General features: G+C 72.4%; 16 protein-coding genes. 4 read left to right on the forward strand and 12 right to left on the reverse strand.

Annotation, left to right across the window (positions count from 1 at the left end; genetic code table 11):
* Positions 1 to 11: 11 nt before the first annotated feature.
* Positions 12 to 635 (reverse strand): M48 metallopeptidase family protein, encoded by a 624-nt coding sequence (locus SPRI_RS13155; protein ID WP_005312242.1) that lies wholly within the window; start codon positions 633 to 635, stop codon positions 12 to 14.
* A gap of 196 nt (positions 636 to 831) precedes the next feature.
* On the opposite strand from SPRI_RS13155, the gene SPRI_RS13160 reads away from it, so the two are divergent.
* Positions 832 to 1,989 (forward strand): ThiF family adenylyltransferase, encoded by a 1,158-nt coding sequence (locus tag SPRI_RS13160; RefSeq protein WP_053556949.1) that lies wholly within the window; start codon positions 832 to 834, stop codon positions 1,987 to 1,989.
* Positions 1,990 to 2,034: 45 nt separating this feature from the next.
* Positions 2,035 to 3,423, forward strand: coding sequence for an ABC1 kinase family protein (locus SPRI_RS13165; RefSeq protein WP_037773796.1), 1,389 nt, complete (start codon positions 2,035 to 2,037; stop codon positions 3,421 to 3,423).
* A 46-nt stretch (positions 3,424 to 3,469) separates the two neighbouring features.
* Here SPRI_RS13165 and SPRI_RS13170 read toward each other — a convergent pair whose 3' ends face one another.
* The 5 genes from SPRI_RS13170 to SPRI_RS13190 all read right to left on the reverse strand — a co-directional run bounded on the left by SPRI_RS13170 (position 3,470) and on the right by SPRI_RS13190 (position 7,347).
* A complete protein-coding gene (locus SPRI_RS13170; RefSeq protein WP_005312251.1) occupies positions 3,470 to 3,670 on the reverse strand; it encodes a hypothetical protein in 201 nt (66 codons plus the stop codon).
* A 95-nt stretch (positions 3,671 to 3,765) separates the two neighbouring features.
* The gene (locus tag SPRI_RS13175) at positions 3,766 to 4,089 is read right to left on the reverse strand and encodes a hypothetical protein (protein ID WP_005312254.1); all 324 of its coding nucleotides are present in this window, start codon (positions 4,087 to 4,089) and stop codon (positions 3,766 to 3,768) included.
* Entirely contained in the window at positions 4,086 to 4,454 is a 369-nt protein-coding gene (locus SPRI_RS13180; protein WP_005312256.1) for a WhiB family transcriptional regulator, read from the reverse strand. Before SPRI_RS13180 ends, SPRI_RS13175 begins: the two co-directional genes overlap by 4 nt.
* A gap of 170 nt (positions 4,455 to 4,624) precedes the next feature.
* A complete protein-coding gene (locus SPRI_RS38475; protein WP_005312259.1) occupies positions 4,625 to 4,951 on the reverse strand; it encodes a hypothetical protein in 327 nt (108 codons plus the stop codon).
* 164 nt (positions 4,952 to 5,115) lie between these two features.
* On the reverse strand, positions 5,116 to 7,347 hold the full coding sequence (locus tag SPRI_RS13190) for an ATP-dependent DNA helicase UvrD2 (RefSeq protein WP_050791485.1): 2,232 nt from the start codon (positions 7,345 to 7,347) through the stop codon (positions 5,116 to 5,118).
* Positions 7,348 to 7,480: 133 nt separating this feature from the next.
* Here SPRI_RS13190 and SPRI_RS13195 point away from each other — a divergent pair, with 133 nt between their 5' ends.
* On the forward strand, positions 7,481 to 7,723 hold the full coding sequence (locus tag SPRI_RS13195) for a mycoredoxin (RefSeq protein ID WP_005312266.1): 243 nt from the start codon (positions 7,481 to 7,483) through the stop codon (positions 7,721 to 7,723).
* 254 nt (positions 7,724 to 7,977) lie between these two features.
* On the opposite strand, the gene nudC is transcribed toward SPRI_RS13195, so the two are convergent.
* The 6 genes from nudC to SPRI_RS37990 form a co-directional block, all read right to left on the reverse strand.
* Positions 7,978 to 8,928, reverse strand: a complete 951-nt coding sequence (gene nudC / locus SPRI_RS13200) for an NAD(+) diphosphatase (RefSeq protein ID WP_005312269.1) — start codon at positions 8,926 to 8,928, stop codon at positions 7,978 to 7,980.
* Positions 8,929 to 8,967: 39 nt separating this feature from the next.
* Positions 8,968 to 10,365: a dipeptidase gene (locus SPRI_RS13205; protein WP_005312272.1), complete on the reverse strand. Its 1,398-nt coding sequence runs from the start codon at positions 10,363 to 10,365 to the stop codon at positions 8,968 to 8,970.
* 10 nt (positions 10,366 to 10,375) lie between these two features.
* On the reverse strand, positions 10,376 to 14,089 hold the full coding sequence (locus SPRI_RS13210; protein WP_053556950.1) for an ATP-dependent helicase: 3,714 nt from the start codon (positions 14,087 to 14,089) through the stop codon (positions 10,376 to 10,378).
* A gap of 222 nt (positions 14,090 to 14,311) precedes the next feature.
* A complete protein-coding gene (locus SPRI_RS38840; protein ID WP_005312276.1) occupies positions 14,312 to 15,457 on the reverse strand; it encodes a hypothetical protein in 1,146 nt (381 codons plus the stop codon).
* Positions 15,458 to 15,561: 104 nt separating this feature from the next.
* A complete protein-coding gene (locus SPRI_RS13220; RefSeq protein ID WP_078951245.1) occupies positions 15,562 to 19,089 on the reverse strand; it encodes an ATP-dependent helicase in 3,528 nt (1,175 codons plus the stop codon).
* 158 nt (positions 19,090 to 19,247) lie between these two features.
* Positions 19,248 to 19,607, reverse strand: coding sequence for an MGMT family protein (locus SPRI_RS37990; protein WP_037776321.1), 360 nt, complete (start codon positions 19,605 to 19,607; stop codon positions 19,248 to 19,250).
* Positions 19,608 to 19,912: 305 nt separating this feature from the next.
* Between SPRI_RS37990 and SPRI_RS13230 the strand changes: the two genes are divergently transcribed.
* A complete protein-coding gene (locus tag SPRI_RS13230) occupies positions 19,913 to 22,597 on the forward strand; it encodes a lysylphosphatidylglycerol synthase transmembrane domain-containing protein (protein ID WP_053556952.1) in 2,685 nt (894 codons plus the stop codon).
* The last annotated feature ends 24 nt before the right edge of the window (positions 22,598 to 22,621 follow it).

Genomic DNA, 22,621 nt, shown 5'->3' on the forward strand with positions numbered 1-22,621 from the left:
ACCGTCGACAGTCACTCTCCGCGGTCGGCGGGCAGGTGCGGCAGCCGGCCGGCGGCCACGACACCCTCCAGGTAGCCACGGGCCCGTTCGGTGCGGGGGTAGGCCTCAAGCAGTCGCCAGAACCGGGGTCCGTGACCGGGAACGAGCAGGTGGGCCAGCTCGTGGAGGAGCACGTAGTCCACCACGTACTCCGGCATGCCCTGGAGGCGGTGGGACAGCCGGATGCTGCCCTCTGCCGGAGTGCAGGAACCCCAGCGGGTGTTCTGGTTCGTCACCCAGCGCACCGACGCGGGCCTGGCACGCCCGTCGAAATACTGGGCGGACAACCGTTCCGCGCGCTCCGTCAGTTCGGCGTCACCGAGTACCCGCTTGCTCTCCTGCGCCGCCAGCTTGTCGAGCATCACGCCCACCCAGCGCCGCTCCTCCGCCTCCGACATCCGGGCGGGGATCAGAACGATGGTGCGGTCCCCCTCGCGGTAGGCGGAGACCGTTCTGCTGCGCCTGGCGCTGCGGCGGACCTCGACCGCGCTCGTCCCCGATCCGCGGGACTGGGGACGCTGCGCGCCGCGCTGCTGACCTCCCGCGCTGTGCGGTGAGGTCTCCCCAGCGAGGCGAGCGGGTGGGTCGACGGGCACGGCCCCGACGTTACCCGCTGTCCCTGGGAGAAGTCGTGTCCCCGGACCCCGCACTCTTGATCCGCCCCATGGCTGCACCATTTGAACGACTAATACCCCGAACCTGTGGACAACTTTTCACACGTCCCGCCGCGGCCCCGCATTCTGACAACGGCTCGGAGACGGTCCGAGGACAAAGACCGACGGGGGAAGCGGAATGCATCCGATGATGAAGCCTGCCTTGCGGCGGGCGTGGCGGGACCGCCAGAGCGTGCAGTTCGGAGTGACACCCGCGCATGCGGTGACTCTCGGGCCGGTCGACACCGCGACCGGTGCCCTGATGGAACTGCTCGACGGCACCCGGGGCCTACCCCTGCTCCGCGAGGAGGCGCGGGCGATGGGCCTGCCGGACGGTCGGGCGGAGGCCCTGGTGCACCGGCTGACCGCGGCCGGTCTGCTCGACGACCCGACGGCCGGCGGTCCGGCGGCCGCGGCGCTGCGCAAGCGGGCGGCCGCCCATGACCGGCTGCGGCCGGACATCGCCGCCCTGTCCGTGATCCATCCCGAACCGGGCGGCGCGGCAGGTGCCGTGGCGGCCCGGCGGGCCATACGGGTCCAGGTCCGCGGAGCCGGGCGGGTGGGTGCGTCGATCGCCGCGACACTGTCGGCCGCGGGGGTGGGGCGGGTCGAGGTGCTGGACGGCGGGATCACGGAGCCGGGCGATGTGGCACCGGGCGGCCTGCCCACGGAGGCGGTCGGCGAGCGCAGGGACACCGCGGCCCGGCGGCTGGTCCGGCGGGCGGCCCCGGACCGGCCTCCGCGTGCCGCGGAGGCCCATGACCCGGGCGGCGGGCCGGCACTCAGCCTCGTCGTCGTGGCACCGCGCGACGGGCTGGCCGCGTACGCCCCGGCCCCAAGTGATGCCGAGGGATGGATCGCGACCGGCACACCCCACCTCTATACGGGCGTCGTGGAGGCGACCGGCGTCGTCGGTCCCCTCGTACTGCCGGGCTGTACGGCGTGCGCGGGCTGCATGGAGCGGGGACAGGCCGAGCGCGATCCGGGAAGGGGGCGGCTGCTGGCACAGTGGCGGTCGGGGCGGCACCGGACCGTACCGGCCTGCGATGTCGCGCTGGCCGCGGTCGTGTCGGGGCTGGCCGCGTGTCATGCGCTGTCCTTCCTCGACGGCGGGGCGCCCGTGAGCACCGGGGCCAGATGGGAGGTTTCGCTGCCGCAGCTGTCCTGGCGATCGGAACGGATCACACCCCACCTCGACTGTGCCTGCAGTGCGGCGGGGAAAACTGAGAGGAGGCACACCTCAGCAGTGGGTCCGGCACACGACACAATGAACGGGTACACGCGGTCGGCGGAATGACGCCGTCGGCAATCGCGGCACGCTGTCTGGCATTTGGAGGGGCGTATGTCTGATCTTCCCCGGAAGGCGGTTACCCGGACCGCCAAGCTGGCAGCGCTGCCACTGGGATTCGCCGGCCGCGCCACATGGGGGCTGGGAAAGCGGATCGGCGGCAAGTCCGCCGAGATCGTGGCCCGGGAGCTGCAACAGCGCACGGCCGATCAGCTGTTCAAGGTGCTGGGGGAACTCAAGGGCGGTGCCATGAAGTTCGGACAGGCGTTGTCCGTCTTCGAGTCGGCCCTGCCCGAGGAGATCGCCGGTCCTTACCGAGCCGCGCTGACCAAGCTTCAGGAGGCGGCGCCTCCGATGCCGACACGGACGGTCCACTCGGTGCTCGAGGAGCGCCTCGGGGAGGACTGGCGTGAGCTGTTCCTGAGCTTCGAGGACAAACCGGCCGCCGCCGCGTCCATCGGGCAGGTGCACCGTGCGGTGTGGCACGACGGGCGCGAGGTCGCCGTGAAGGTGCAGTACCCGGGGGCGGGAGAGGCGCTGCTGTCCGACCTGGCGCAACTGAGCCGCTTCGCGAGGCTGTTGGGGCCGCTGATTCCGGGCATGGACATCAAGCCACTCATCTCCGAGATGCGTGACCGCGTCTCGGAAGAGCTCGACTACGCGCTGGAGGCCCAGGCACAGCGGGAGCACGCCGCAGAGTTCGCGGACGATCCCGGCGTCCTGGTTCCGGACGTGGTCCACCAGGGCGACCAGGTCCTGGTGACCGAGTGGATCGACGGCATACCGCTGGCCGAGGTCATCTCCGGCGGCACCCCCGAGGAACGGGACCGGGCGGGTCAGCTGCTGGCCAGGTTCCTCTTCTCCGGCCCGGCTCGCACGGGACTTCTCCACGCCGACCCGCACCCTGGGAACTTCCGACTGCTTCCCGACGAGGACGGCAAGGGCTGGCGCCTGGGCGTCCTCGACTTCGGCACGGTGGACCGGCTGCCGGGCGGGCTTCCCGACACCATCGGCGCATGTCTGCGGATGACCCTCGAAGGTGAGGCGGAGGCCGTCTACGGACTGCTGTGCGAAGAGGGGTTCGTCAAGGAGTCGATCGACCTCGACCCCGAAGCGGTGCTCGACTACCTGCTGCCGATCATCGAGCCGGCCGAGGTGGAGGAGTTCACCTTCACCCGTGGCTGGATGCGCACGCAGGCCGCCCGGATCGCCGACGTCCGCTCCCCCGCGCACCAGTTGGGCAAGCAGCTCAACCTGCCGCCCGCGTATCTGCTGATACACCGTGTGACATTGAGCACGATCGGGGTGCTCTGCCAGCTGAACGCGACCGTGCGGCTCCGCGGTGAACTCGAGGAGTGGCTGCCCGGGTTCGTCGCGCAGGACGCCGCAGAGGCGGAGGACGAGAGCACGGACGGCACCGCCGTGGTGGAGGCGGGAGCCTGACGGCACGCCGAGCGGCGCCGCCGGCCGGACAGCACTCGGCGGACGGTCACCACCACTGCGGGTCGAGCCGGCTCTCGATCGCCCGGATGTTGTCACGGGCGCAGTCTTCGCAGAGGTAATGGCGGACGCCGTTCTCCACGGAGCAGGTCCAGGTCACCGGCAGCCCCTCGGCGACCTTGCCGCAGCCGGCGCACACGATGCCCTCGTCCCCCGGCTGCTCGGGGTGGGGAGCCTTGTCCTGGTCCACCTCGCGACGATATCCCCGCCCGGCGGCGAGTGCGCGTCACAACGCACCGCGGGGGCCGGTCCGTGAGGACCGGCCCCGCGTGGACGGCTTCGCCGTCAGTGCATGACGGCCATGGCCAGTGCGCGGCGCGCGCGCATCGACACGCGCTCGGCGCGGCGCTGCATGCGTCGGGCGGCGACCAGGCGCACGGCCTGGCGTTCCGCGTCGACTTCACGCAGGCGCTCGTGCATATGCGCACGAGCCAGGGCTTCTGGGATGAGTTGCATTTCGCGGGTCCTGTTCTGACGCGAGGCGTTCGCGCCGATGGTGGTGACAGCTGGGGTGGCGGAGCCCTGGGGCTCGCTCGTGGAAGAGGTCATCGGGGCCTGCTTCTGGGGGTCGTGCGTGACGGGTCGATCGATGGTTCCGATGGCGTTCATGCCGCAACCGGGTTCTTGCGCGGGCGACCACGCGGCCGCTTGCGGGCAACGACGACGCCCTGGACGAAGAGCTCTCCGCCCCAGACACCCCACGGCTCACGCCGCTCCTTGGCGCCCGCGAGGCAGGCCTCCATCAGCGGGCAGGTGCGGCAGAGGGACTTGGCGTACTCGACGTCGGCCGGCGACTCGGCGAAGAAGACCTCCGGGTCGTAGGAGCGGCACGGGACGGGCACGCCCAGGTTCTCGATGGCGTCGTCGAGCGCGGTGAGCGCAGTGAGGGGAGTCAAGGTGGAGTCCTCGGTACGGACGGGCGGGGAGGTGGTCTCGGAAGGCGGTACGGACGGGGCGTGCGCTTCGAGTTGCACGGTGTGTATTTCCTCGTCTGGTCGTTCCGGCCGGTCGGCCGGGTGGCAGTTGGTACCGGGTGCTTCTGGTCCCGAGGCCCCTTCGCGCTGTTCTCCCGTTGGGGAAAACAGAAGGGCCGCGGATCCCGGGTGGGGTTCCGCGGCCCTGAAGGCGCCGGCCTGATGCCGTATCAGGCTGGATCACTCCAGGGTTCGAGCCCGCGGAAGGCCCACTTCGTGTGGTGCTGCGTCGTCTTCTGCTCGGTCTCGGCACTGGCCGCCGCAAAGGCATAGGCCTGAGCCTCTGCCGCTGCTACTCCTGCTGCCAGTGCCTTGGTCGGTCGCTCATTGCGCTCCATGCAAGGCAGACCGCCCAGGCCGGACACGGGAAGCACGGCGGAGATGCCGGACATACCGGTGCCGAGGAACACGGGGGAGAAGCCGAGCGAGCAGGCGGAGACGACCGAGCGATCGGTCATTTTGGCGGTGCTGACGAAGCTGGTCTTGATGCTGATCACTGGAATCGCCTCCTCTCGGCGTCTCGAGGACCGGACAGGCCGGTCACGCTATTCGGATAAGTACAGCACGAAGACAGGGCTTCAGAGAAGCCGCTGTTCTTCGTGGTTAAGAACCTATGGGTCTGGCCGGGGCGCGCGCAAACCATTTTTTCGACGAGTTTGTATCAGTCCTCCTCGTCGGCCTCGCCGGGCTCCTCACCTGCGCAGATGGCCAGGACATCGGCCCCGAACCGATCCAGCTTGCGGCCGCCGACCCCGGAGATCCCCGCCAACTCCGTCTCTGTGCCCGGCACGGCCTCGGCGATCGCCATCAGTGTCTTGTCCGTGAAGACGCAGTACGCGGGCTGGCCCAGCTCCTTGGCCTGGTCGGAGCGCCACTCACGCAGCCGCTCGTACAGCGCCTCGTCCATGTCCGAGGGGCAGTCCTCACAGCGCATCAGCTTCATCTCGCCCGCGTCGGTCAGCGTCTTGCCGCAGACCCGGCACAGCACCGGGCCGCGCCGCTTACGGCGGCCGCCGCCGCGCTCGACACCGCCCGCCCCGCCGGCGGTCCGCGGCCCGGCCGCTGCGGAGCCCGGGCGGATGCCGTTCAGGAAACGGGTCGGACGGCGGGAGGCACGGCCGCCCGGCGCACGCGACAGGGCCCAGGACAGGGACAGGTGCAGCCGCGCGCGGGTGACACCCACATAGAGGAGCCTGCGCTCCTCCTCCACCTGCTCGTCCGTCTTGGCGTAGGTGATCGGCATCATGCCCTCGGTGAGCCCGACGAGGAACACGGCGTCCCACTCCAGGCCCTTCGCCGAGTGCAGGGAGGCGAGTGTGACGCCCTGGACGGTGGGCGCGTGCTGGGCGGCGGCCCGCTCGTCCAGCTCGGCCACCAGATCGGCGAGCGTCGCCTGCGGCCTGGCGCGCACGAAGTCCTCCGCGAGGCGGACCAGCGCCGCCAGCGACTCCCAGCGGTCGCGCACGGCACCGGAACCGGCGGGCGGCTCCGTCGTCCAGCCCTTGGTGGACAAGACGGCCCGCACCTGGGAGGGCAGGTCCTCCACGTCGTCGAGGAGTGCGTCGTTGCCGCCGGCGCGGGCGGCGCCGCGCAGGGCGATGCCCGCCTCGCGCACCTCCTGCCGCTCGAAGAACCGCTCGGCCCCGCGCAGCTGGTACGGGACGCCGGCGTCCGCCAGAGCCTGCTCGTACACCTCCGACTGGGCGTTGATCCGGTAGAGCACGGCGATCTCGCCGGCCGGGACACCCGCGTCGATCAGCTCGCGGATGCGGCGGGCGGTGCCTTCCGCCTCCGCGGGCTCGTCCGCGTACTCCACGTACGAGGGCTCGGGGCCCGGCTCGCGCTGGGAGATCAGCTCGAGGCGGTGTTCGGCGGCGCGGCCACGGGCCTGGCCGAGCAGGCCGTTGGCCAGGTGGACGACCTGGGGGGTGGAGCGGTAGTCACGGACCAGCTTGACCACCGTCGCGCCGGGGTGGCGGGTGCGGAAGTTCAGCAGGTGGTCGGGGGTGGCGCCGGTGAAGGAGTAGATCGTCTGGCTGGCGTCACCGACGACGCACAGGCTTTCCCGGTCACCGAGCCACAGGTCCAGCAGGCGCTGCTGGAGGGGGCTGACGTCCTGGTACTCGTCGACGACGAAGTGCTGGTACTGGCGGCGGACATGGTCGGCGATGTCGTGCCGGTCCTGCAGGATGCCGACGGTGAGCAGCAGCACGTCCTCGAAGTCGATCACCGAGCGGTCGCGCTTGAGCTGCTCGTACATGGCGTAGACCTGGCTGATCTCGGCCGGGTCACGGGGCGCGTCGCGCAGCGACTTGGACACCGCCGCCGGGTAGTCCGCGGGCACGGTCTGGGTGACCTTGGCCCACTCGATCTCTCCCGTGACGTCCCGCAGCTCATTGCGGTCGAGGCGGATCCGGCAGCGGGCCGCGGCCTCCGCCACCAGCTGGATCTTTCGCTCGAGCAGTCGCGGCATGTCGCCGCCGACCGCCTTCGGCCAGAAGTACTGGAGCTGGCGGAGGGCGGCGGAGTGGAACGTGCGTGCCTGGACGCCGCCGGCACCGAGCTGGCGCAGCCGCCCCCGCATCTCGCCGGCGGCGCGGTTGGTGAACGTGACGGCGAGCACACTGGCGGGCTGGAGTATGCCCGCGCGCACCCCGTACGCGATGCGGTGGGTGATCGCGCGGGTCTTGCCCGTGCCGGCTCCTGCCAGCACGCACACCGGACCGTGCAGGGCGGTCGCCACCTCGCGCTGCTCGGGATCGAGCCCGTCGAGCACGGCGTCCGCCGACTCGGGGACCTGCGGGAAAAGAGAGGAGTGCGTTGCTGCTGTCACCCCGCCATGCTGCCAGGTCGCCGGGGGCGGATGCGGCGGTTGTCCACAGGGCTGCCTCATCAGTCGTACGAATTGCGCTCCGGTCGTACGGATGCGGGTCACACCGGGGCTCGGGAATCGTTACCGCGTCACGTACGTTCTAGCCCGAGGTGATGACACCCCCCGGCCCCCGAGACCCCAGGAGCAAGAGACGATGCAGGGCACTGTGACGATGTACAGCACCACGTGGTGCGGATACTGCCGTCGGCTGAAGAGCCAGATGGACCGTGAGGGCATCGCGTACACCGAGATCAACATCGAGCAGGACCCCGAGTCGGCGGCCTTCGTCGAGAAGGCCAACGGGGGCAACCAGACGGTTCCCACCGTGCTCTTCCCCGACGGTTCGACGCTGACCAACCCGTCTCTCGCCCAGGTCAAGCAGAAGGTGGGCGTCTAGCCCCCGAGTTGTACCGGGCGCCGGTACCGGCGTCCGGTCCGACCGAGCGGCGACCACGGTCGGCCGGTTCGGTCGAGCCCCCGGCGGACGGACGACGGCCCCGGCCAATACGGCCGGGGCCGTTCGTGTGTCCATCAGGGCCGGAACGTGTGGCCCTCGGGGCCGTCGTGTGTCCGCCGCGGCCGGAACGTGGCCCCGGAGCCGGGGCGCGTGGCCGTGACGGGCCTCACGCCTCGGACCTCAGCCCTCAGGCCTCAGACCACGTCGCCGGGCCTCGGCAACGGCTTGCCGTACCAGAGCTCGATGAGGCGCGCCGCGATCGAGATCCCGTAAGGAGGCAGCACCTCCCCGGACTCGAACGCGGCCCGCAGGTCTTCACGGGAGAACCAGCGCGCCTCGTGGATCTCCTCGCCGTCGACCTCGATCCGCGAGGTCGTCGCGCGGGCCATGAAGCCCAGCATCAGACTCGAGGGGAAGGGCCACGGCTGGCTGGCGACGTACTCCACCTCGCCGACGCCGACGCCCACCTCCTCGCGGACCTCGCGGCGCACCGACTCCTCGATGGACTCCCCCGGCTCCACGAAGCCCGCGAGCGTCGAGAAACGGCCCTCCGGCCAGTGGACCTGACGGCCGAGGAGGGCGCGGTCCTGGTCGTCGGTGACGAGCATGATCACGGCAGGGTCGGTGCGGGGATAGTGCTCGGCGCCGCAGGCCTGGCAGCGGCGGATGTGTCCGGCGGCGGCGATGACGGTGCGCTCGCCGCAGCGGGAGCAGAAGCGGTGCAGCCGCTGCCAGTTCTCCAGCGCGACCGCGTGCACCAGCAGCCCCGCGTCGCGCGGCGACAGCAGCAGCCCGGCCTCGCGCAGACCGGCGGGCCTGGCCGACTGGTCCATGCGGCCCGGCAGGGCGTCCTTCTGGAGGGCGAAGTAGCGCACCCCTTCCTCGTCGGTGCCGAGGAAGTACCGGTGGGTCTCGGTGACCGGGGCCTCGAAGGCCGGGGTCATGACCAGCTCGGTGCGGCCGTCGGGGGTGTCGTCGATCAGGGCCTGGCCACCGGAGACCACGAACACACGGGTCGTGGGATGGCTCCACGCGGCCGCGAGCCATGCCTCGTCGAGACGGTTGTGCGCCTCGCGGTCGATGCCGCTGGGCGCGGTGAGACCGATGGGACGGTCTGCGGCATCGGCGTAGCTGTGGGTGCTCACGGTTCTTCCAACTCCCCCGGGGCGGATCGGGACATGTTTTCAGCGAAGGGTGCGGGCCATGTCGTCCCACAGATGGGCGGTCGTCTCCACTCCCTTGAGGAGAAGTTCCAGCTCGACCTTCTCGTTCGGTGCGTGCCAGCCGTCGGACGGTACGGAGATGCCGAGGAACAGCACGGGCGCCGCGAGCACGTCCTGGAGGTCGGCCGCGGGTCCCGAGCCGCCCTCGCGGGTGAAGCGGATCTTGTGACCGTCGAAGGCACGGCCCATGGCGCGTACGACCGACTGCAGGGCCGGGTGGTCGAGCGGGGTCAGACACGGCCGGGTGGCGGCGCCGAAGACGATCTCGTGCCGGATGCCGGCCGGGATCCGGGCGGCGACCCAGTCAGTGACGGCGCGTTCGATCTTGTCGGGTTCCTGACCGGCGACCAGCCGGAAGGACAGCTTCAGCTGCGCGGACGACGGGATGATCGTCTTACCGCCGGGGCCCTGATAGCCACCGCCGATACCGTTCAGCTCGGCCGTCGGGCGGGCCCAGAGGCGCTCCAGGGTGGAGTAGCCGGCTTCGCCGAGCGTCCCGTGGGACTTCGCGGTGCGCAGCCAGGTCTCCTCGTCGAACGGCAGCTCGGCGTACAGCTCGCGCTCCTCGTCGGTGAGCGGTGCGACGCCTTCGTAGAAGCCGGGGATCGTGACCTGCTCGTCCTCGTCGTGCAGAGCGGCGACCAGACGGGCGGCGACGGTCGCCGGGTTGGGGACGGCGCCGCCGAACGATCCGGAGTGGATGTCCTGGTCGGGGCCGTACAGCGTGATCTCGCAGTCGGCGAGGCCGCGCATGCCGGTGCAGACGGTCGGGGTGGTCTCCGACCACATGCCCGTGTCGGAGACGATCACGGCGTCGGCGGCGAGGCGGTGCGCCTGCTGTTCCACGAGTGCGCGGAAGTGCGGGGAGCCCGACTCCTCCTCGCCCTCGATCAGCAGCTTGAGGTTGACCGCGGGGGCGGTACGGCCGGTGGCCGCGAGGTGGGCGCGCACACCGAGTGTGTGGAAGAACACCTGCCCCTTGTCGTCGGCGGCGCCGCGGCCGTACATCCGGCCGTCGGTGATCCGCGGCTCGAACGGGTCGGTGTGCCAGCCGTCCTCACGGGCGGCGGGCTGCACGTCGTGGTGGCCGTAGACCAGCACGGTGGGCGCGTCCGGGTCGCCGGAGGGCCACTCGGCGAAGACCGCGGGGGCGCCGGGCGTGGGCCAGATCTCGGCGACCGGGAAGCCGGTCTCCGACAGCTTGGCCGCGAGCCACTCGGCGCTGCGCCGTACGTCCCCGTCGTGCTCCGGCTGTGCCGACACGGACGGGATGCGCAGCCACTCGGCGAGGTCGTCGAGGAAGGCGGCGCGGTGCTGCTGGATGTACGTACGGACGGCGTTGTCCGGGGTCTCGCTCATGCTCTTGAGCCTAACGGGCGACGGCACCGGACTCGTCGGCCGTCCCGCCCAGCAGGATGCGCTCGAGGCCCGCCCGGTCGGGGAGGCCGTCCGGATGAACGATCTCGCCGGTGCGTACGAACACGAACGTGGCGGTCACCGCGTCGAGCGGTATGCCGTGCTGCTCGGCCCACGCGAGCCGGTAGACGGCGAGCTGGAGCGGGTCGGCGACGCCGTTGCGCGCGGTCTTCCAGTCGACGATCTCGTAGGTGCCCTCACCGGTCCGGTACACGGCGTCGATACGGCCCCGCACGACCCGGCCGGCCAGCGTGAACTGGAACGGCGCCTCGACGCGGTACGGGGTACGGCGGGCGTACGGCGTGCGCTCGAAGGCGTCCTTGAGTGCGGCGAGGTCCTGCTCGTCCGCGATGTCGTGCTCGTCGGCGCCTCCCGGCAGTTCGTCGGGGCCGAGCATGGGAAGGGGCATTTCTTCGAAACGCGACTCCACCCAGGCGTGGAACCGGGTGCCTCTGCGGGCCGCGGGCTGCGGTGGACGGGGCATGGGACGGGCGAGCTCCTGGGCGAAGCCGTCGGGGTCGGCGGCGAGGCGCAGCAGCTGGGACGCGGAGAGGGAGGCCGGCACAAGGACGTCGCGGACGGTCGCGCGGGTACGGCGCAGTTCGCCGGCGAGCGCGTCGAGGTCGCGGTCCCAGGACGCGACCGCGCGGGCCTCCTCGGGGGTGAGCGCCTCCTCCCGCTCGTTCTTTCCCGATCCCCGGTGCGGGTTTCCGGCGTCCCGGGGGCCGGAGGGGTACGCGGCAGCTCCGGCCCCTCCGGGGGCGGCGACGGCGACGCGCTCCGAGTGCGGGGACGGCTGATGCGGGACGGTCGGCGCCGGCGGCGGGGGCGCGAAGGGGTCGTCCTCCGGGGACTCGGTCGGCCAGTCCCATTCATCCGGGTCGGCCGAGGGAACCGTCACGGAACCGGGGTCGGCGGACGGCACCGTCACGGTCGCCGGCCCGGCCTCCGACCCGGCCTCGGGCCCGGCGTCGAACCCGGCCTCGGGCTCGAACCCGAAGTCGAACTCGGGGTCGAACTCCGGCCCGAAGCCCGACTCGGGGTCGAACTCCGGCTGCGGCTCGGGCTCCGGTTCGCCTTCGCGTGCGGCTTCTGCTGCTTCGGCACGCGGACCCGCCACAGGCCCGGTTCCGGCCCCGCCCTCCCCTGCCGTCAGCGCATCGAGGTGCGCCAGGACGGTGTCCGCCGCTGCCCGGCGGCGGGCCAGGGAGACGGGGTCCAGGGGCAGCGGCCAGGCGTGGTCCGCGGTGGTCGTCCCGAGCGCCGGGTTCTCCGCGTCCTCCTCGGGCTCGTCCGCCCAGACCTCGATCTCGCCGTGACCCTGCTCGCAGTGGTCGTACAGCGCCTTGAGGAACGCCGAAGGGCCGCGCCGCCGCTTCTGGCTGGGACCCCACCAGTGCGCGGAGCCGAGGAGGAGCGAGCGGGGGCGGGTGAAGGTCACGTAGCCCAGGCGCAGTTCCTCCGTGTGCTGATGGTCCTTCATCGCCTCCTTGAAGGCCTTCAGTCCCCCCGCGTCCCACGACTCGACGTCCGGAAGCGTGGCCGCGTCGCCCCGCAGGGCGTGCGGAAGGACCTTGGACTGGGACGTCCAGGCCTCGCGGGCCTGGTCGTTCGGGAAGTGCTTGGCGACGAGCCCGGGCACGGCGACGACGTCCCACTCGAGGCCCTTGGACTTGTGCGCGGTGAGCACCTTGACCGTGTTCTCACCGCCCGGAAGGGCGTTGTCGAGCCCCTTCTCGTACTGCGCGGCGGTGCGCAGGAAGCCGAGGAACGCCAGCAGTGTGGCCTCCCCGTCGAGCGCGGCGAAACCGGCGGCGATGTCCAGGAAGTTGGCGAGGGTCTCCCGGCGGCGGGCGGCCAGCGCGTGCGGCGAGGCGGACAGTTCGACCTCGAGGCCGGTGGTGGAGAGCACCCGGTGCAGGACGTCCATCAGCGGGTCGGCCAGCGAGCGGCGGAGGTCACGCAGTTCGGCGGCGAGGCGGGCGAACCGGACGCGTGCCTCCGCGGAGAAGGGAAGGCCGTCGTCCTCGCCTCCGGCGGACTCCAGGAACGTGTCGAGTGCGTCGGCGAGCGAGATGATCTCGGCCGGATCGGTGCCCTCCACCGCCGCGGCGAGCCGCCGCTCAGGATCGTCGTCGGCCGAGGCGTGGTGGACGAGCAGGCGCGCGCGGCGGCCGAGCAGCGCCAGGTCGCGCGGCCCGATCCGCCACCGGGGGCCGGTGAGGATGCGCACGAGGGAGGCGTTGGCGCCCGGGTCCTGGAGCACCTCGCACATCGCCACCAGGTCGGCGACCTCCGGCAGGTGCAGCAACCCGGAGAGGCCGACGACCTCCACCGGGACGTCGCGCGCGACCAGGGCGCCCTGGATCTCGGGGAAGTCGCCCGCGGTACGGCACAGGACCGCGATCTCGCCCGGCTCCTTGCCGGTGCGGACCAGGTGGGCGATGGAGTCGGCCAGCCACTCGATCTCCTCCGCGTGCGTCGGCAGCAGCGCGCAGCGCACGATGCCGTCCCTCTCGGCCCCGGGCGCGGGCCGCAGTGCCTCTACCCCCTCGTGCATGGCGCGCAGCGGCGTGGCGAGGCCGTTGGCGAGGTGCAGCAGGCGCCCGCCGCTGCGGCGGTTCTCGCTGAGCGAGTAGCGGTCTGCGGGACGGCCGTCGGAGTGCGGGAAATGGACGGGGAAGTCGTCGAGGTTGGCGACGGACGCCCCGCGCCAGCCGTAGATCGCCTGGCAGGGGTCGCCGACCGCGGTGACGGCGTGGCCCGTGCCCTGCCCGAACAGCCCGGACAGCAGCAGTCGCTGGGCCACCGACGTGTCCTGGTACTCGTCGAGCAGGACGACCCTGAACTCGTCGCGGAGGACGGTGCCCACCTCGGGGCGGGTGAGTGCGAGCTCGGCGGAGAGGGCGATCTGGTCACCGAAGTCGAGCAGGTCCCGCTGCCGCTTGGCCGCGCGGTAACGCAGGGTCAGGTCGAGCAGTTCGCGGCGCGCCTCTGCGGCCTCCGGGACCTTGCGGAGGTCCACGTTGGTCAGCCGGGCGCCTTCAAGGGTGCGGAGCAGCTCCGTGTCGTACTCCTTCAGCCGGCCGGGCGGCACCAGGTGTTCGGCGAGCTCCGCGTCGAGCGCGAGCAGGTCGCTCACGAGGGAGGGGAAGGAGCGGGTGAGCGCGGGGTACGGCCCCGGGGCCTCGCGCAGCACACGGGCGGCGAGCTGGTAACGGGTGGCGTCGGCGAGCAGCCGGGCGGTCGGCTCGAGCCCGATGCGCAGGCCGTGGTCCTTGAGGAGCTGGCCGGCGAAGGCGTGGTACGTGGAGATCCGCGGCTCCCCGACCGGGGTGTCGCCGCCGAAGGCCGAGGAAGGGTCGCCCGGGTCGATGGCGTCGGGGTCGGTGACGCCGGCCCGGACGAGCGCGGTGCGGACGCGCTCGGCGAGCTCGCCCGCGGCCTTGTTGGTGAAGGTGAGCCCGAGGACCTGGTCGGGTGCCACCTGGCCGGTGCCGACGAGCCAGACCACCCGCGCCGCCATGACCGTCGTCTTCCCCGAACCGGCCCCGGCCACGATGACCTGCGGGGCGGGCGGCGCGGTGATGCAGGCCGTCTGCTCCGGGGTGAAGGGGATGCCGAGGAGCTCCTTGAGCTGCTCGGGATCGGTGATGCGTGCGGTCACCCGATAGAGGCTAACGGGGACCACTGACAGCAGTGGTCCCCATTTGTCCGCCGGGGCCGGGCCCGGCCCCGGCGCACGGACAGCCCCTGAGTGCTGCGTCCCGAGCCCCGAGCACTCAGGCCCGGGCCCTGAGTGCTGAGTCCCGAGCCCTCAGCCCCGAGCGGGCAGGCCCGGACCCGCGGTCTGCAACCCGCGGCCCGTACCGGCCCCTAGGACGTGCTGTCAGGACGTGCTGTCACCGTCCGCGGCCGTCCCCGCGCCGGAACCGGTGTCGCCGCCGGAATCCGTGCCGGCTCCTGTGCCGGCCCCGTCGCCGGTGACCGCATCCGATCCGGTGCCGGGACCCGAACCGTCACCGGAGACAGCCCCCTCACCGGCATCGGCGTCACCGCCCTGGTCCGGAGCGGCCCCCTCCGCCGAGCCCGTGCCCGCGTCCCCTTCCGGGTCCGCGCCGGCTTCCGTGCCTGCCCCGACGCCGACGTCCCCTCCCCTGTCCGGCTCCCCGGCCGTGCCGCTCCCGTCCCCTGACTGCGTCGCACCCGCCTCGAAGCCGAGGCCCGCTCCCCCGGTCAGGTTGTCGAGGTCGACCACTTCCTCGGCCGGCGGCGCCTCGACCTTCACCGGCTCGTCGTAGTGGGACAGGATGATCGTGCCGGTCTCGTCGCCACCGGCCTTCACGATCTTGAGGACATGCGGCTTGCCCTCCTTCGCGACGTGCACCGTCGTCGTCCTGTCCTGCTCCTTCTTCACCAGCGTCACCGTCGGTACGCCCTCGACCTCGGAGTCCGGGCCCTTGGTCATCTGCTTCCGGTCCGCCTCGTCCACGTCCATCTGCGCGAACATCGCCTTGAGGTCGCAGACGCGGTCCAGGTCCTTGACGGTGCCGGTCGGCATCTTGACCCACCTGCCCTGCATGAGCTCCACGACGGCGCCGTTGTCCGCGCCGGGGGACTCGGAGGAACGCTCCCTCAGTGAGGCGCTCCAGAACTGCTCGTCGCCCTTGAGGTACATGACCTCGGACACCTGGCGGAGTTCCGCCCTGCCTCCCTTGACGCCGAGCAGGCCGCTGCATTTGTCGCCGGAGTCGAGGGCCAGGTCGATGGAGACCGGCTCGCCGTCCTTCTCGACCCGGCCCGCCATGGTCAGGGACTTGGCGGCTCTGGTGGCCGCGACCGCCTTGTCGGCGATCTGCCCCGCGTCGAGGCCCTCCAGCGATTCGCCGTCGCCGCTCGTCACGGCCGCGGGCCCCCTTCGCTCCCCGGAGGCCCCCTTGGCCTTGATGTCACCGTCCTGGGAACAGCCCGCCAGCACGACGACGGCACTCGCCCAGACCGCCGCCGTCACCAGTGACTTCCGCTTGGCCGTCATGTTGTCTCTCCTCGCAGATCCGGATGTGCCCGCCACGACCGGTCGAGGTGGCCGGGAACTCCATTGGATCCGCGTAAATGTGACATTGCATGACAAAACTCCGGTCATTCCACTATTTGGCGGCCCTCCGGCTGCGCGCTGCACGAGGCGCGGAACGCGCAGTGCCCACAGTGCTGCCCGGTGGAGGGCGTGAAGCGCTCGTCGAGCACCCGGCCGGCCGCGGTGGCGAGCAGGTCCCCCACCCACTCGCCGGTCAGCGCCTCCTGCGCCTGGACCTTGGGCAGGGCGTCGCCGCCCTCCTTCTTCGCGGCCGGCTGTCGCAGCTGCACGAGCTCGGCGCCGCCCGGCTCGGGACGGTTCCCGCCGAACACCTCGTCGACGGCACCCTCGCGGACGGCCAGCTGGTACACGGCGAGCTGCGGATGGCGGGCGACCTCGTCCTTCGTGGGCGTCTGCTTGCCCGTCTTGAAGTCGACGACGTAGGCCCGGCCCTGCTCGTCCCGCTCGACACGGTCCATGGAGCCCCGGATGCGCACCTCGAACCCGCCCGCCTCCAGCGTCACGTCGAAGTCGTGCTCGGTGGCGGCGGGGCTCCGTCCGCCACGGTCCATGACGTGCCAGCGCAGGAAGCGCTCGAGCGCGGCGCGCGCGTGCCCCTTCTCCTGCTGGGACTTCCACGGGGCGTCGAAGACGAGCGCGTCCCACACGGAGTCGAGGCGTTCCATGAGGACGGCGAGGTCGGCGGGGGTACGGCCGGAGGCGACCTCGTCGGCGAGTACGTGCACGACGTTGCCGAAGCCCTGGGCGGCGGTCGCGGGCGCGTCGGCCTTCACCTCCCGGCCCAGGAACCACTGGAGCGCGCAGCTGTTGGCCAGCTGGTCGAGCGCGCTGCCCGAGAGGGTGACGGGCTGGTCCCGGTCCCGCAGCGGCTTCGCGCTGTGGGTGGCGTCGTGCAGGCCCCACCAGCGGTACGGGTGCGCGGAGGGCACCAGCGGCTGGCCCTCCTCGTCGGTCAGGGCCGCGAGACGGGCCAGCCGGCGGGCGGCGGCCTCCCGCAACCGGGGTGAGGCGTCCGGATCCACGGTGGTGGCACGCAGTTCGGCGACGAGCGGGGCGACGGCCAGCGGGCGCCGCGGACGGCCGGTCACGTCGCGCGGCTCGACGCCCAGTTCGGCCAGGAAGCGGGAGGGCTGGTCGCCGTCGTCCGCCGGGGCCTTGACCGCGGTGACGACGAGACGGTTGCGGGCGCGGGTGGCCGCCACGTAGAACAGCCTGCGCTCCTCCGCCAGCAGGGCGCCGGGGGTCAGCGGCTCGGCGAGACCGTCCCGCCCGATGCGGTCGGCCTCGAGGAGCGAGCCCCGGCGGCGAAGGTCGGGCCACAGGCCCTCCTGCACACCGGCGACCACGACGAGGCTCCACTCCAGGCCCTTGGAGCGGTGCGCCGTCATCAGCCGTACGGCCTCCGGCCGGACCTCCCGCCTGGAGAGGGTGTCGGCGGCGATGTCCTGCGCCTCGATCTCCTCGATGAAGTTCAGTGCGCCACGGCCGCCGGTGCGTTCCTCCGCGCGTGCCGCCGTCTCGAAGAGCGCGCAGACGGCGTCGAGGTCACGGTCGGCGTTGCGGCCGGCCGCGCCGCCGCGGAACGCCGCGCGTTCCAGGCGCTGCGGCCACGGGGTGCCGTCCCACAGCAGCCACAGGGCTTCTTCCGCGGTGCCTCCGCCCTCCAGGAGTTCGCGTGCCTTGCGCAGGAGGGCGCCGAGACGCTGGGCACCGCGGGCGTACGCCGGATCGTGTGCGACAAGGCGCTCGGGCTCGGCGAGCGCACGGGCGAGAAGCTGGTCGGACGGCGGCGGCAGGGCGTTGCCCCCGGCCCGTTCCTCGTCCCGCAGCGCCCGGCCGAGACGGCGCAGGTCCGCGGTGTCCATGCCGCCGAGCGGCGAGGTCAGGAGGGTGAGCGCGGTCTCGGTGTCGATCCAGACGGCAGGCTCGGGACGACCGGGCTCCGGTTCTTCGCCCGCCTCGTCACCGGCACCCGCCTCCTCGCCCGTCCCGTCCGGGACACCGGTCGCCGCACCCGCCCCGTCCGGGACACCGGTCGCCGCACCCGCCCCGTCACCGGCACCCGCCTCTCCGCTGCCCCCCTCCAAAACACCGGTCGCCGCCGCCCCGTCACCGGCGTCCGGCTCCCCGACCGTGTCGCCGGGCGTGGCCGGCGCGTTCGCCGGGCGGCCCGCGGCCGCCGTCGCGACCGTGCGAAGGGCGGTCAGGAGCGGCGCCACCGCCGGTTCGTGGCGCAGCGCCACGTCGTCGCCGTCGATCTCGAGCGGTACGCCCGCCGACGTCAGGGCGCGCCGCATCGAGGGGATGGTGCGGCCGCCCGCGCGGACGAGGACCGCCATCTCGTGCCAGGGGACGCCGTCCTCGAGATGGGCGCGGCGCAGGATGTCCGCGATGTTGTCCAGCTCCGCGGAGGCCGTCGGGTAGGTGTACGCCTCGACGCGGCCGCCCTCGCGGACCGCCCCCAGTTCGCGGTGGGCGCGCACCTTGCCGGCCGGCAGCCGGGTCAGCGGCATCCGGCGGGTCAGCAGCCGGGTCGCCGCCAGCAGAGCCGCTCCGCTGCGCCGGGAGGTGGTCAGCACGGCGACGCCGGCGGGACCGCCGTCGGCGCGGGGGAAGGCCTCGGGGAAGTCCAGGATGCCGTTCACGTCCGCGCCGCGGAACGCGTAGATCGACTGGTCGGGATCGCCGAAGGCGACGAGTGTCCGCCCGCCGCCCGCCAACGCGCGCAGCAGCCGCACCTGGGCCGGGTCGGTGTCCTGGTACTCGTCGACGAACACCGCGTCGTAGCCGGGCAGCGCCACGTCGTCGGCCAGCAGGACCGCCCGGTGCACCAGTTCCGCGTAGTCGAGCACGCCCTGGAGGTCGAGGACGTCGAGGTATTCGGCGAGGAACGAGGCGGCGGCCCCCCAGTCGGGCCGGCCCGTGCGGGCCGCGAAGCGGGCGAGGGAGTCCGGGCCGAGGCCCAGTTCCCTGCTCCGGGCGAGCACGGCACGGACCTCGTCGGCGAAGCCGCGGGTGGTGAGGCACGCCCGCAGTTCGTCGGGCCAGCGGACGCCGGGCAGGCCGATCTGGCCGGCGAGGAGTTCCCGCACGGTGACGTCCTGTTCGGGACCCGACAGCAGACGCAGCGGTTCGGCGAACAGGTCGGCGTCCTGGTGCGCGCGGACGAGCGCGTAACAGTAGGAGTGGAACGTCGTGGCCTGCGGTCCGCGCGCGCCGCCGAGCCGCAGCGCCATCCGGTCGCGCAGTTCCACCGCCGCTTTGCGGCTGAAGGTGAGGACAAGGATGCGGGAAGGGTCCGTACCGGCCGCGATACGAGCCGCGACGGCCTCGACGAGCGTGGTCGTCTTTCCGGTGCCGGGTCCGGCGAGCACCAGCAGCGGACCGTCCCCATGGTCAACCACTGCGCGCTGCGCTGCGTCCAGGAGAGGGGGATTCACGGGACCCGGAGGGGTTCGCACCAGCCGGTACGCGCCCGGGGACCTGCCGCTCCGCCCGTGCGGGCGCGGGAGAACCCCCTGCCGTACCTGCTGCGGGTACGGCACATGCCCGGTGGTGGAGGAGGAGCTCACGTGGATCGCCGGTCCTGGTGGGTGTGCTGGTGGTGAGAGTGCGGTTCGTGCCGCGCGCTGAAGACGCTACGCCAGGCGCCCGGGTGCGGACGGCGGAGCCGTCCCGTACCCCGTACGGTCCTCGGAGTCCCCGCCCTGTCGCCGCTTGGCGGAAGCTGTCATATGTGAGCTTCGTCGCTGTGCGCCCCGGCGCCGTCCCATCGCGCGCGTTTCATGTCGAGGCGCGGCACATGACCCTCCGCGGCGCGGGACGCCTCACGCAGCGGGGTCCCTTCCTCGCGGTACCGGTCCAGGGCGCGCAGTTCGTGGCCCGGCAGCAGGACGCCGTCGGAGCGCACCACCCGCCACCACGGCACCGCACCGCCGTACAGCGCCATGACGCGGCCGACCTGGCGGGGTCCGCCCTCGCCGAGCCACTCCGCGACGTCCCCGTAGGTCATGACCCGGCCCGGCGGGATGCGCTCGGCGACCTCCAGAACCCGCTCGGCGTACTCAGGCAGCTCGTCCATCCGACCCATCCTGCCGCACGGCACCGACAACGCCTGGGCCGCGACGGCCACGAACCGGGCCTCCCCGGCCGCGAGCGGCCCGAGGGCAGGAGGCACGGCCGGGAGGAGCGGGGCCCGGCCCACCCTGGGCGAGAAGGGCGCCGTGCGGAGAGGGAGAATCGGCACATGGGAGGCAAAGAGGGGTACCGTTCGCGCCTCGCGACCCCGCATTGCACCCTGATGCCCCTCTCTGTCGTCCGGTCGTGCCACCATCGTGCGGGCGGTGACTGGTGATACGAGATCAAGAAGAGACCGAGACGGCGAAGGAGCAGGGCGTGCAGCCGAAGGCAGCAGGCACCCCTGATTCCGAGCCGCGCCCGGAGAAGGCGGTTCCCGGCAGGGAGACGCCGGCGGCCGGGTCATCGGAGGCCGATGTGGCCCACGCGGACCAGGTCTCCGGGGACGAGCCGCTGCTCGCCGCACGCGTGCACCGTCCGTCGGACCTGATGCGGCTGCTGATCGGCATCCTGGCCATCGCCGTCGTGCTGGCCGTCGCCGCCTTCGCGCAGGGCACCACGAGCGGCCTCGAACAGGACATCAACAAGGGCACCGGGCAGGCCCCCGACCTGCTGGTCAAGATCGCCGGCCTGGCGTCCAGCATCGCCGTGCTGCTCGTGCCCGTCGCCTTCGCCATCGAGCGGTTGATCAAACGCGACGGTCTTCGGATCGCGGACGGCGTGCTCGCCGCGGTCCTCGCCCACGGAGTCACCCTCGCCACCGACCTCTGGGTCGCCAAGAGCGCCCCCGGCTCGCTCCAGGACGCGCTGACGCAGCAGCAGACCGGCGGCGAGCTGACCGACCCGGTGCACGGATACCTGGCTCCCGTCATCGCCTACATGACGGCGGTGGGCATGGCCCGCAGGCCCCGCTGGCGCGTGGTCCTGTGGATGGTGCTGATGCTCGACGCCTTCGCGATGCTCGTCGCCGGCTACACGACGCCGTTCTCGGTGCTGCTGACCGTGCTGCTGGGCTGGACCGTCGCGTACGGCACCCTCTACGCCGTCGGTTCACCGAACGTCCGCCCCACCGGCCAGAACCTGCTCGCCGGGCTGCGTCACGTCGGCTTCCGGCCGGTGACCGCCATGCGTGCGGAGGACGACGCCCCGGAGAGTGCGGACCAGGACCGCGGCCGCCGCTATCTGGTGTCGCTGGAGGACGGCCCGCCGCTGGACGTCACCGTCGTCGACCGCGAGCAGCAGGCGCAGGGCTTCTTCTACCGCGTGTGGCGCCGGCTGACACTGCGCTCGATCACGACCCGCCGTTCCATCCAGTCACTGCGCCAGGCGCTGGAGCAGGAGGCCCTGCTCGCGTACGCGGCGATCGCCGCCGGCGCCAACGCCCCCAAGCTGATCGCCACGTCGGAGCTCGGGCCCGACGCCGTGATGCTCGTGTACGAGCACTCCGGCGGCCGTTCCCTGGACTCCCTGGCCGACGACGAGATCACGGACGACGTGGTGCGCGGCGCGTGGCGACAGGTGAAGGCGCTCCAGTCGCGCCGCATCGCGCACCGCCGGCTCGCCGGGGACGCCATCCTGGTCGACCCCGGCGGCCAGGTGATCATCACGGATCTGCGCGGCGGCGAGATCGCCGCCGGCGACATGGTGCTCCGGATGGACATCGCCCAGTTGCTGACCACCCTGGGGCTGCGGGTGGGCGCCGAACGGGCCGTGGCCGCGGCGGTCGACGTGCTCGGCCCCGACAAGGTCGCCGACTGCCTGCCGCTCCTCCAGCCGATCGCCCTGAGCCGCTCGACCCGGGCCACCCTGCGCCATCAGGCACGCGAGCGGGCCCAGCGCGAGCGGGACGCGGTGCTGGAGGCGTCGGAGGCGGCGAAGCGGGCCCGTACGGAGGAGGCCTCCGCCGACGACCGCAAGGCGGCCCGCAAGGTGGAGCGCGCGGAGAAGCAGGCGGACAAGCGCGCCATGGACGAAGCCATGGACGAGGCGCGGGAGGAGGACCTGCTCTCCCAGATCCGCCGTCAGGTGCTGCTGATCAGGCCGCAGGCTCCGGTGGAGCCGGTCCGTCTGGAGCGGATCAGGCCCCGCACGCTCGTCAGCTTCATCGCCGGTGCGGTCGCCGCGTACTTCCTGCTGTCGCAGATCGCCGGCATCGACTTCGGCACCGTCTTCGCGAACGCCCATTGGGGCTGGGTGGCGGCGGCCCTGCTGTTCTCCGCGCTCAGCTACGTGGCGGCGGCGATGAGCCTGTTGGGGTTCGTCCCCGAACGGGTCGGTTTCCTGCGGACGGTGACGGCGCAGGTCGCCGGGTCGTTCGTCAAGATCGTCGCCCCTGCCGCGGTCGGCGGCGTGGCCCTGAACACCCGGTTCCTCCAGCGCTCCGGGGTCCGGCCGGGTCTCGCCGTGGCCAGTGTCGGCGCCTCGCAGCTGTTCGGGCTCGGCGCGCACATCCTGCTGCTGCTGTCCTTCGGCTACCTGACCGGCACGGAGAAGACGGCGTCGCTCACCCCGTCCAGGACGGTGATCGCCGGTCTGCTGACGGTCGCCGTACTGGTCCTGGTGGTGACGGCGATCCCGTTCCTGCGGAAGTTCGTCGTGACCCGGCTGCGGTCGCTGTTCGCCGGCGTCGTGCCGCGCATGCTGGACGTGCTCCAGAGGCCGGGGAAGCTGATCACCGGCATCGGCGGGATGCTGCTGCTGACGGGTCTTTTCGTGCTCTGTCTGGACGCGTCGGTCCGGGCGTTCGACGGCGGCCACCAGCCGGTGAGCTACGCGAGCATCGCCGTGGTGTTCCTCGCCGGCAACGCACTGGGCTCGGCGGCGCCGACGCCGGGCGGTGTGGGCGCCGTCGAGGGCGCGCTGCTGGGCGGTCTGGTGCTGGTGGGCGTGCCGAAGGAGGTCGCCGCGCCCGCTGTGCTGCTGTACCGGACGATGACGCTGTGGCTGCCGGTCCTACCGGGCTGGTTCGCCTTCACGCACCTCACCCGCAAGGGCTCCCTCTGACGGTCCGGGGACGGCCCGACGCCC

Origin of the sequence: Streptomyces pristinaespiralis (genome assembly GCF_001278075.1) — a bacterium.
Lineage (GTDB): Bacteria > Actinomycetota > Actinomycetes > Streptomycetales > Streptomycetaceae > Streptomyces > Streptomyces pristinaespiralis.

Excerpts from the sequence above, each read along its gene's own strand:
- SPRI_RS13160 (WP_053556949.1), top strand. The coding sequence starts at position 832 with ATGCATCCGATGATGAAGCCTGCCTTGCGGCGGGCGTGGCGGGACCGC.
- SPRI_RS13165 (WP_037773796.1), top strand. The coding sequence starts at position 2,035 with ATGTCTGATCTTCCCCGGAAGGCGGTTACCCGGACCGCCAAGCTGGCA.
- SPRI_RS13175 (WP_005312254.1), bottom strand. The coding sequence starts at position 4,089 with ATGAACGCCATCGGAACCATCGATCGACCCGTCACGCACGACCCCCAG.
- SPRI_RS13190 (WP_050791485.1), bottom strand. The coding sequence starts at position 7,347 with ATGAGGCAGCCCTGTGGACAACCGCCGCATCCGCCCCCGGCGACCTGG.
- SPRI_RS13195 (WP_005312266.1), top strand. The coding sequence starts at position 7,481 with ATGCAGGGCACTGTGACGATGTACAGCACCACGTGGTGCGGATACTGC.
- SPRI_RS13205 (WP_005312272.1), bottom strand. The coding sequence starts at position 10,365 with ATGAGCGAGACCCCGGACAACGCCGTCCGTACGTACATCCAGCAGCAC.
- SPRI_RS38840 (WP_005312276.1), bottom strand. The coding sequence starts at position 15,457 with ATGACGGCCAAGCGGAAGTCACTGGTGACGGCGGCGGTCTGGGCGAGT.
- SPRI_RS37990 (WP_037776321.1), bottom strand. The coding sequence starts at position 19,607 with ATGGGTCGGATGGACGAGCTGCCTGAGTACGCCGAGCGGGTTCTGGAG.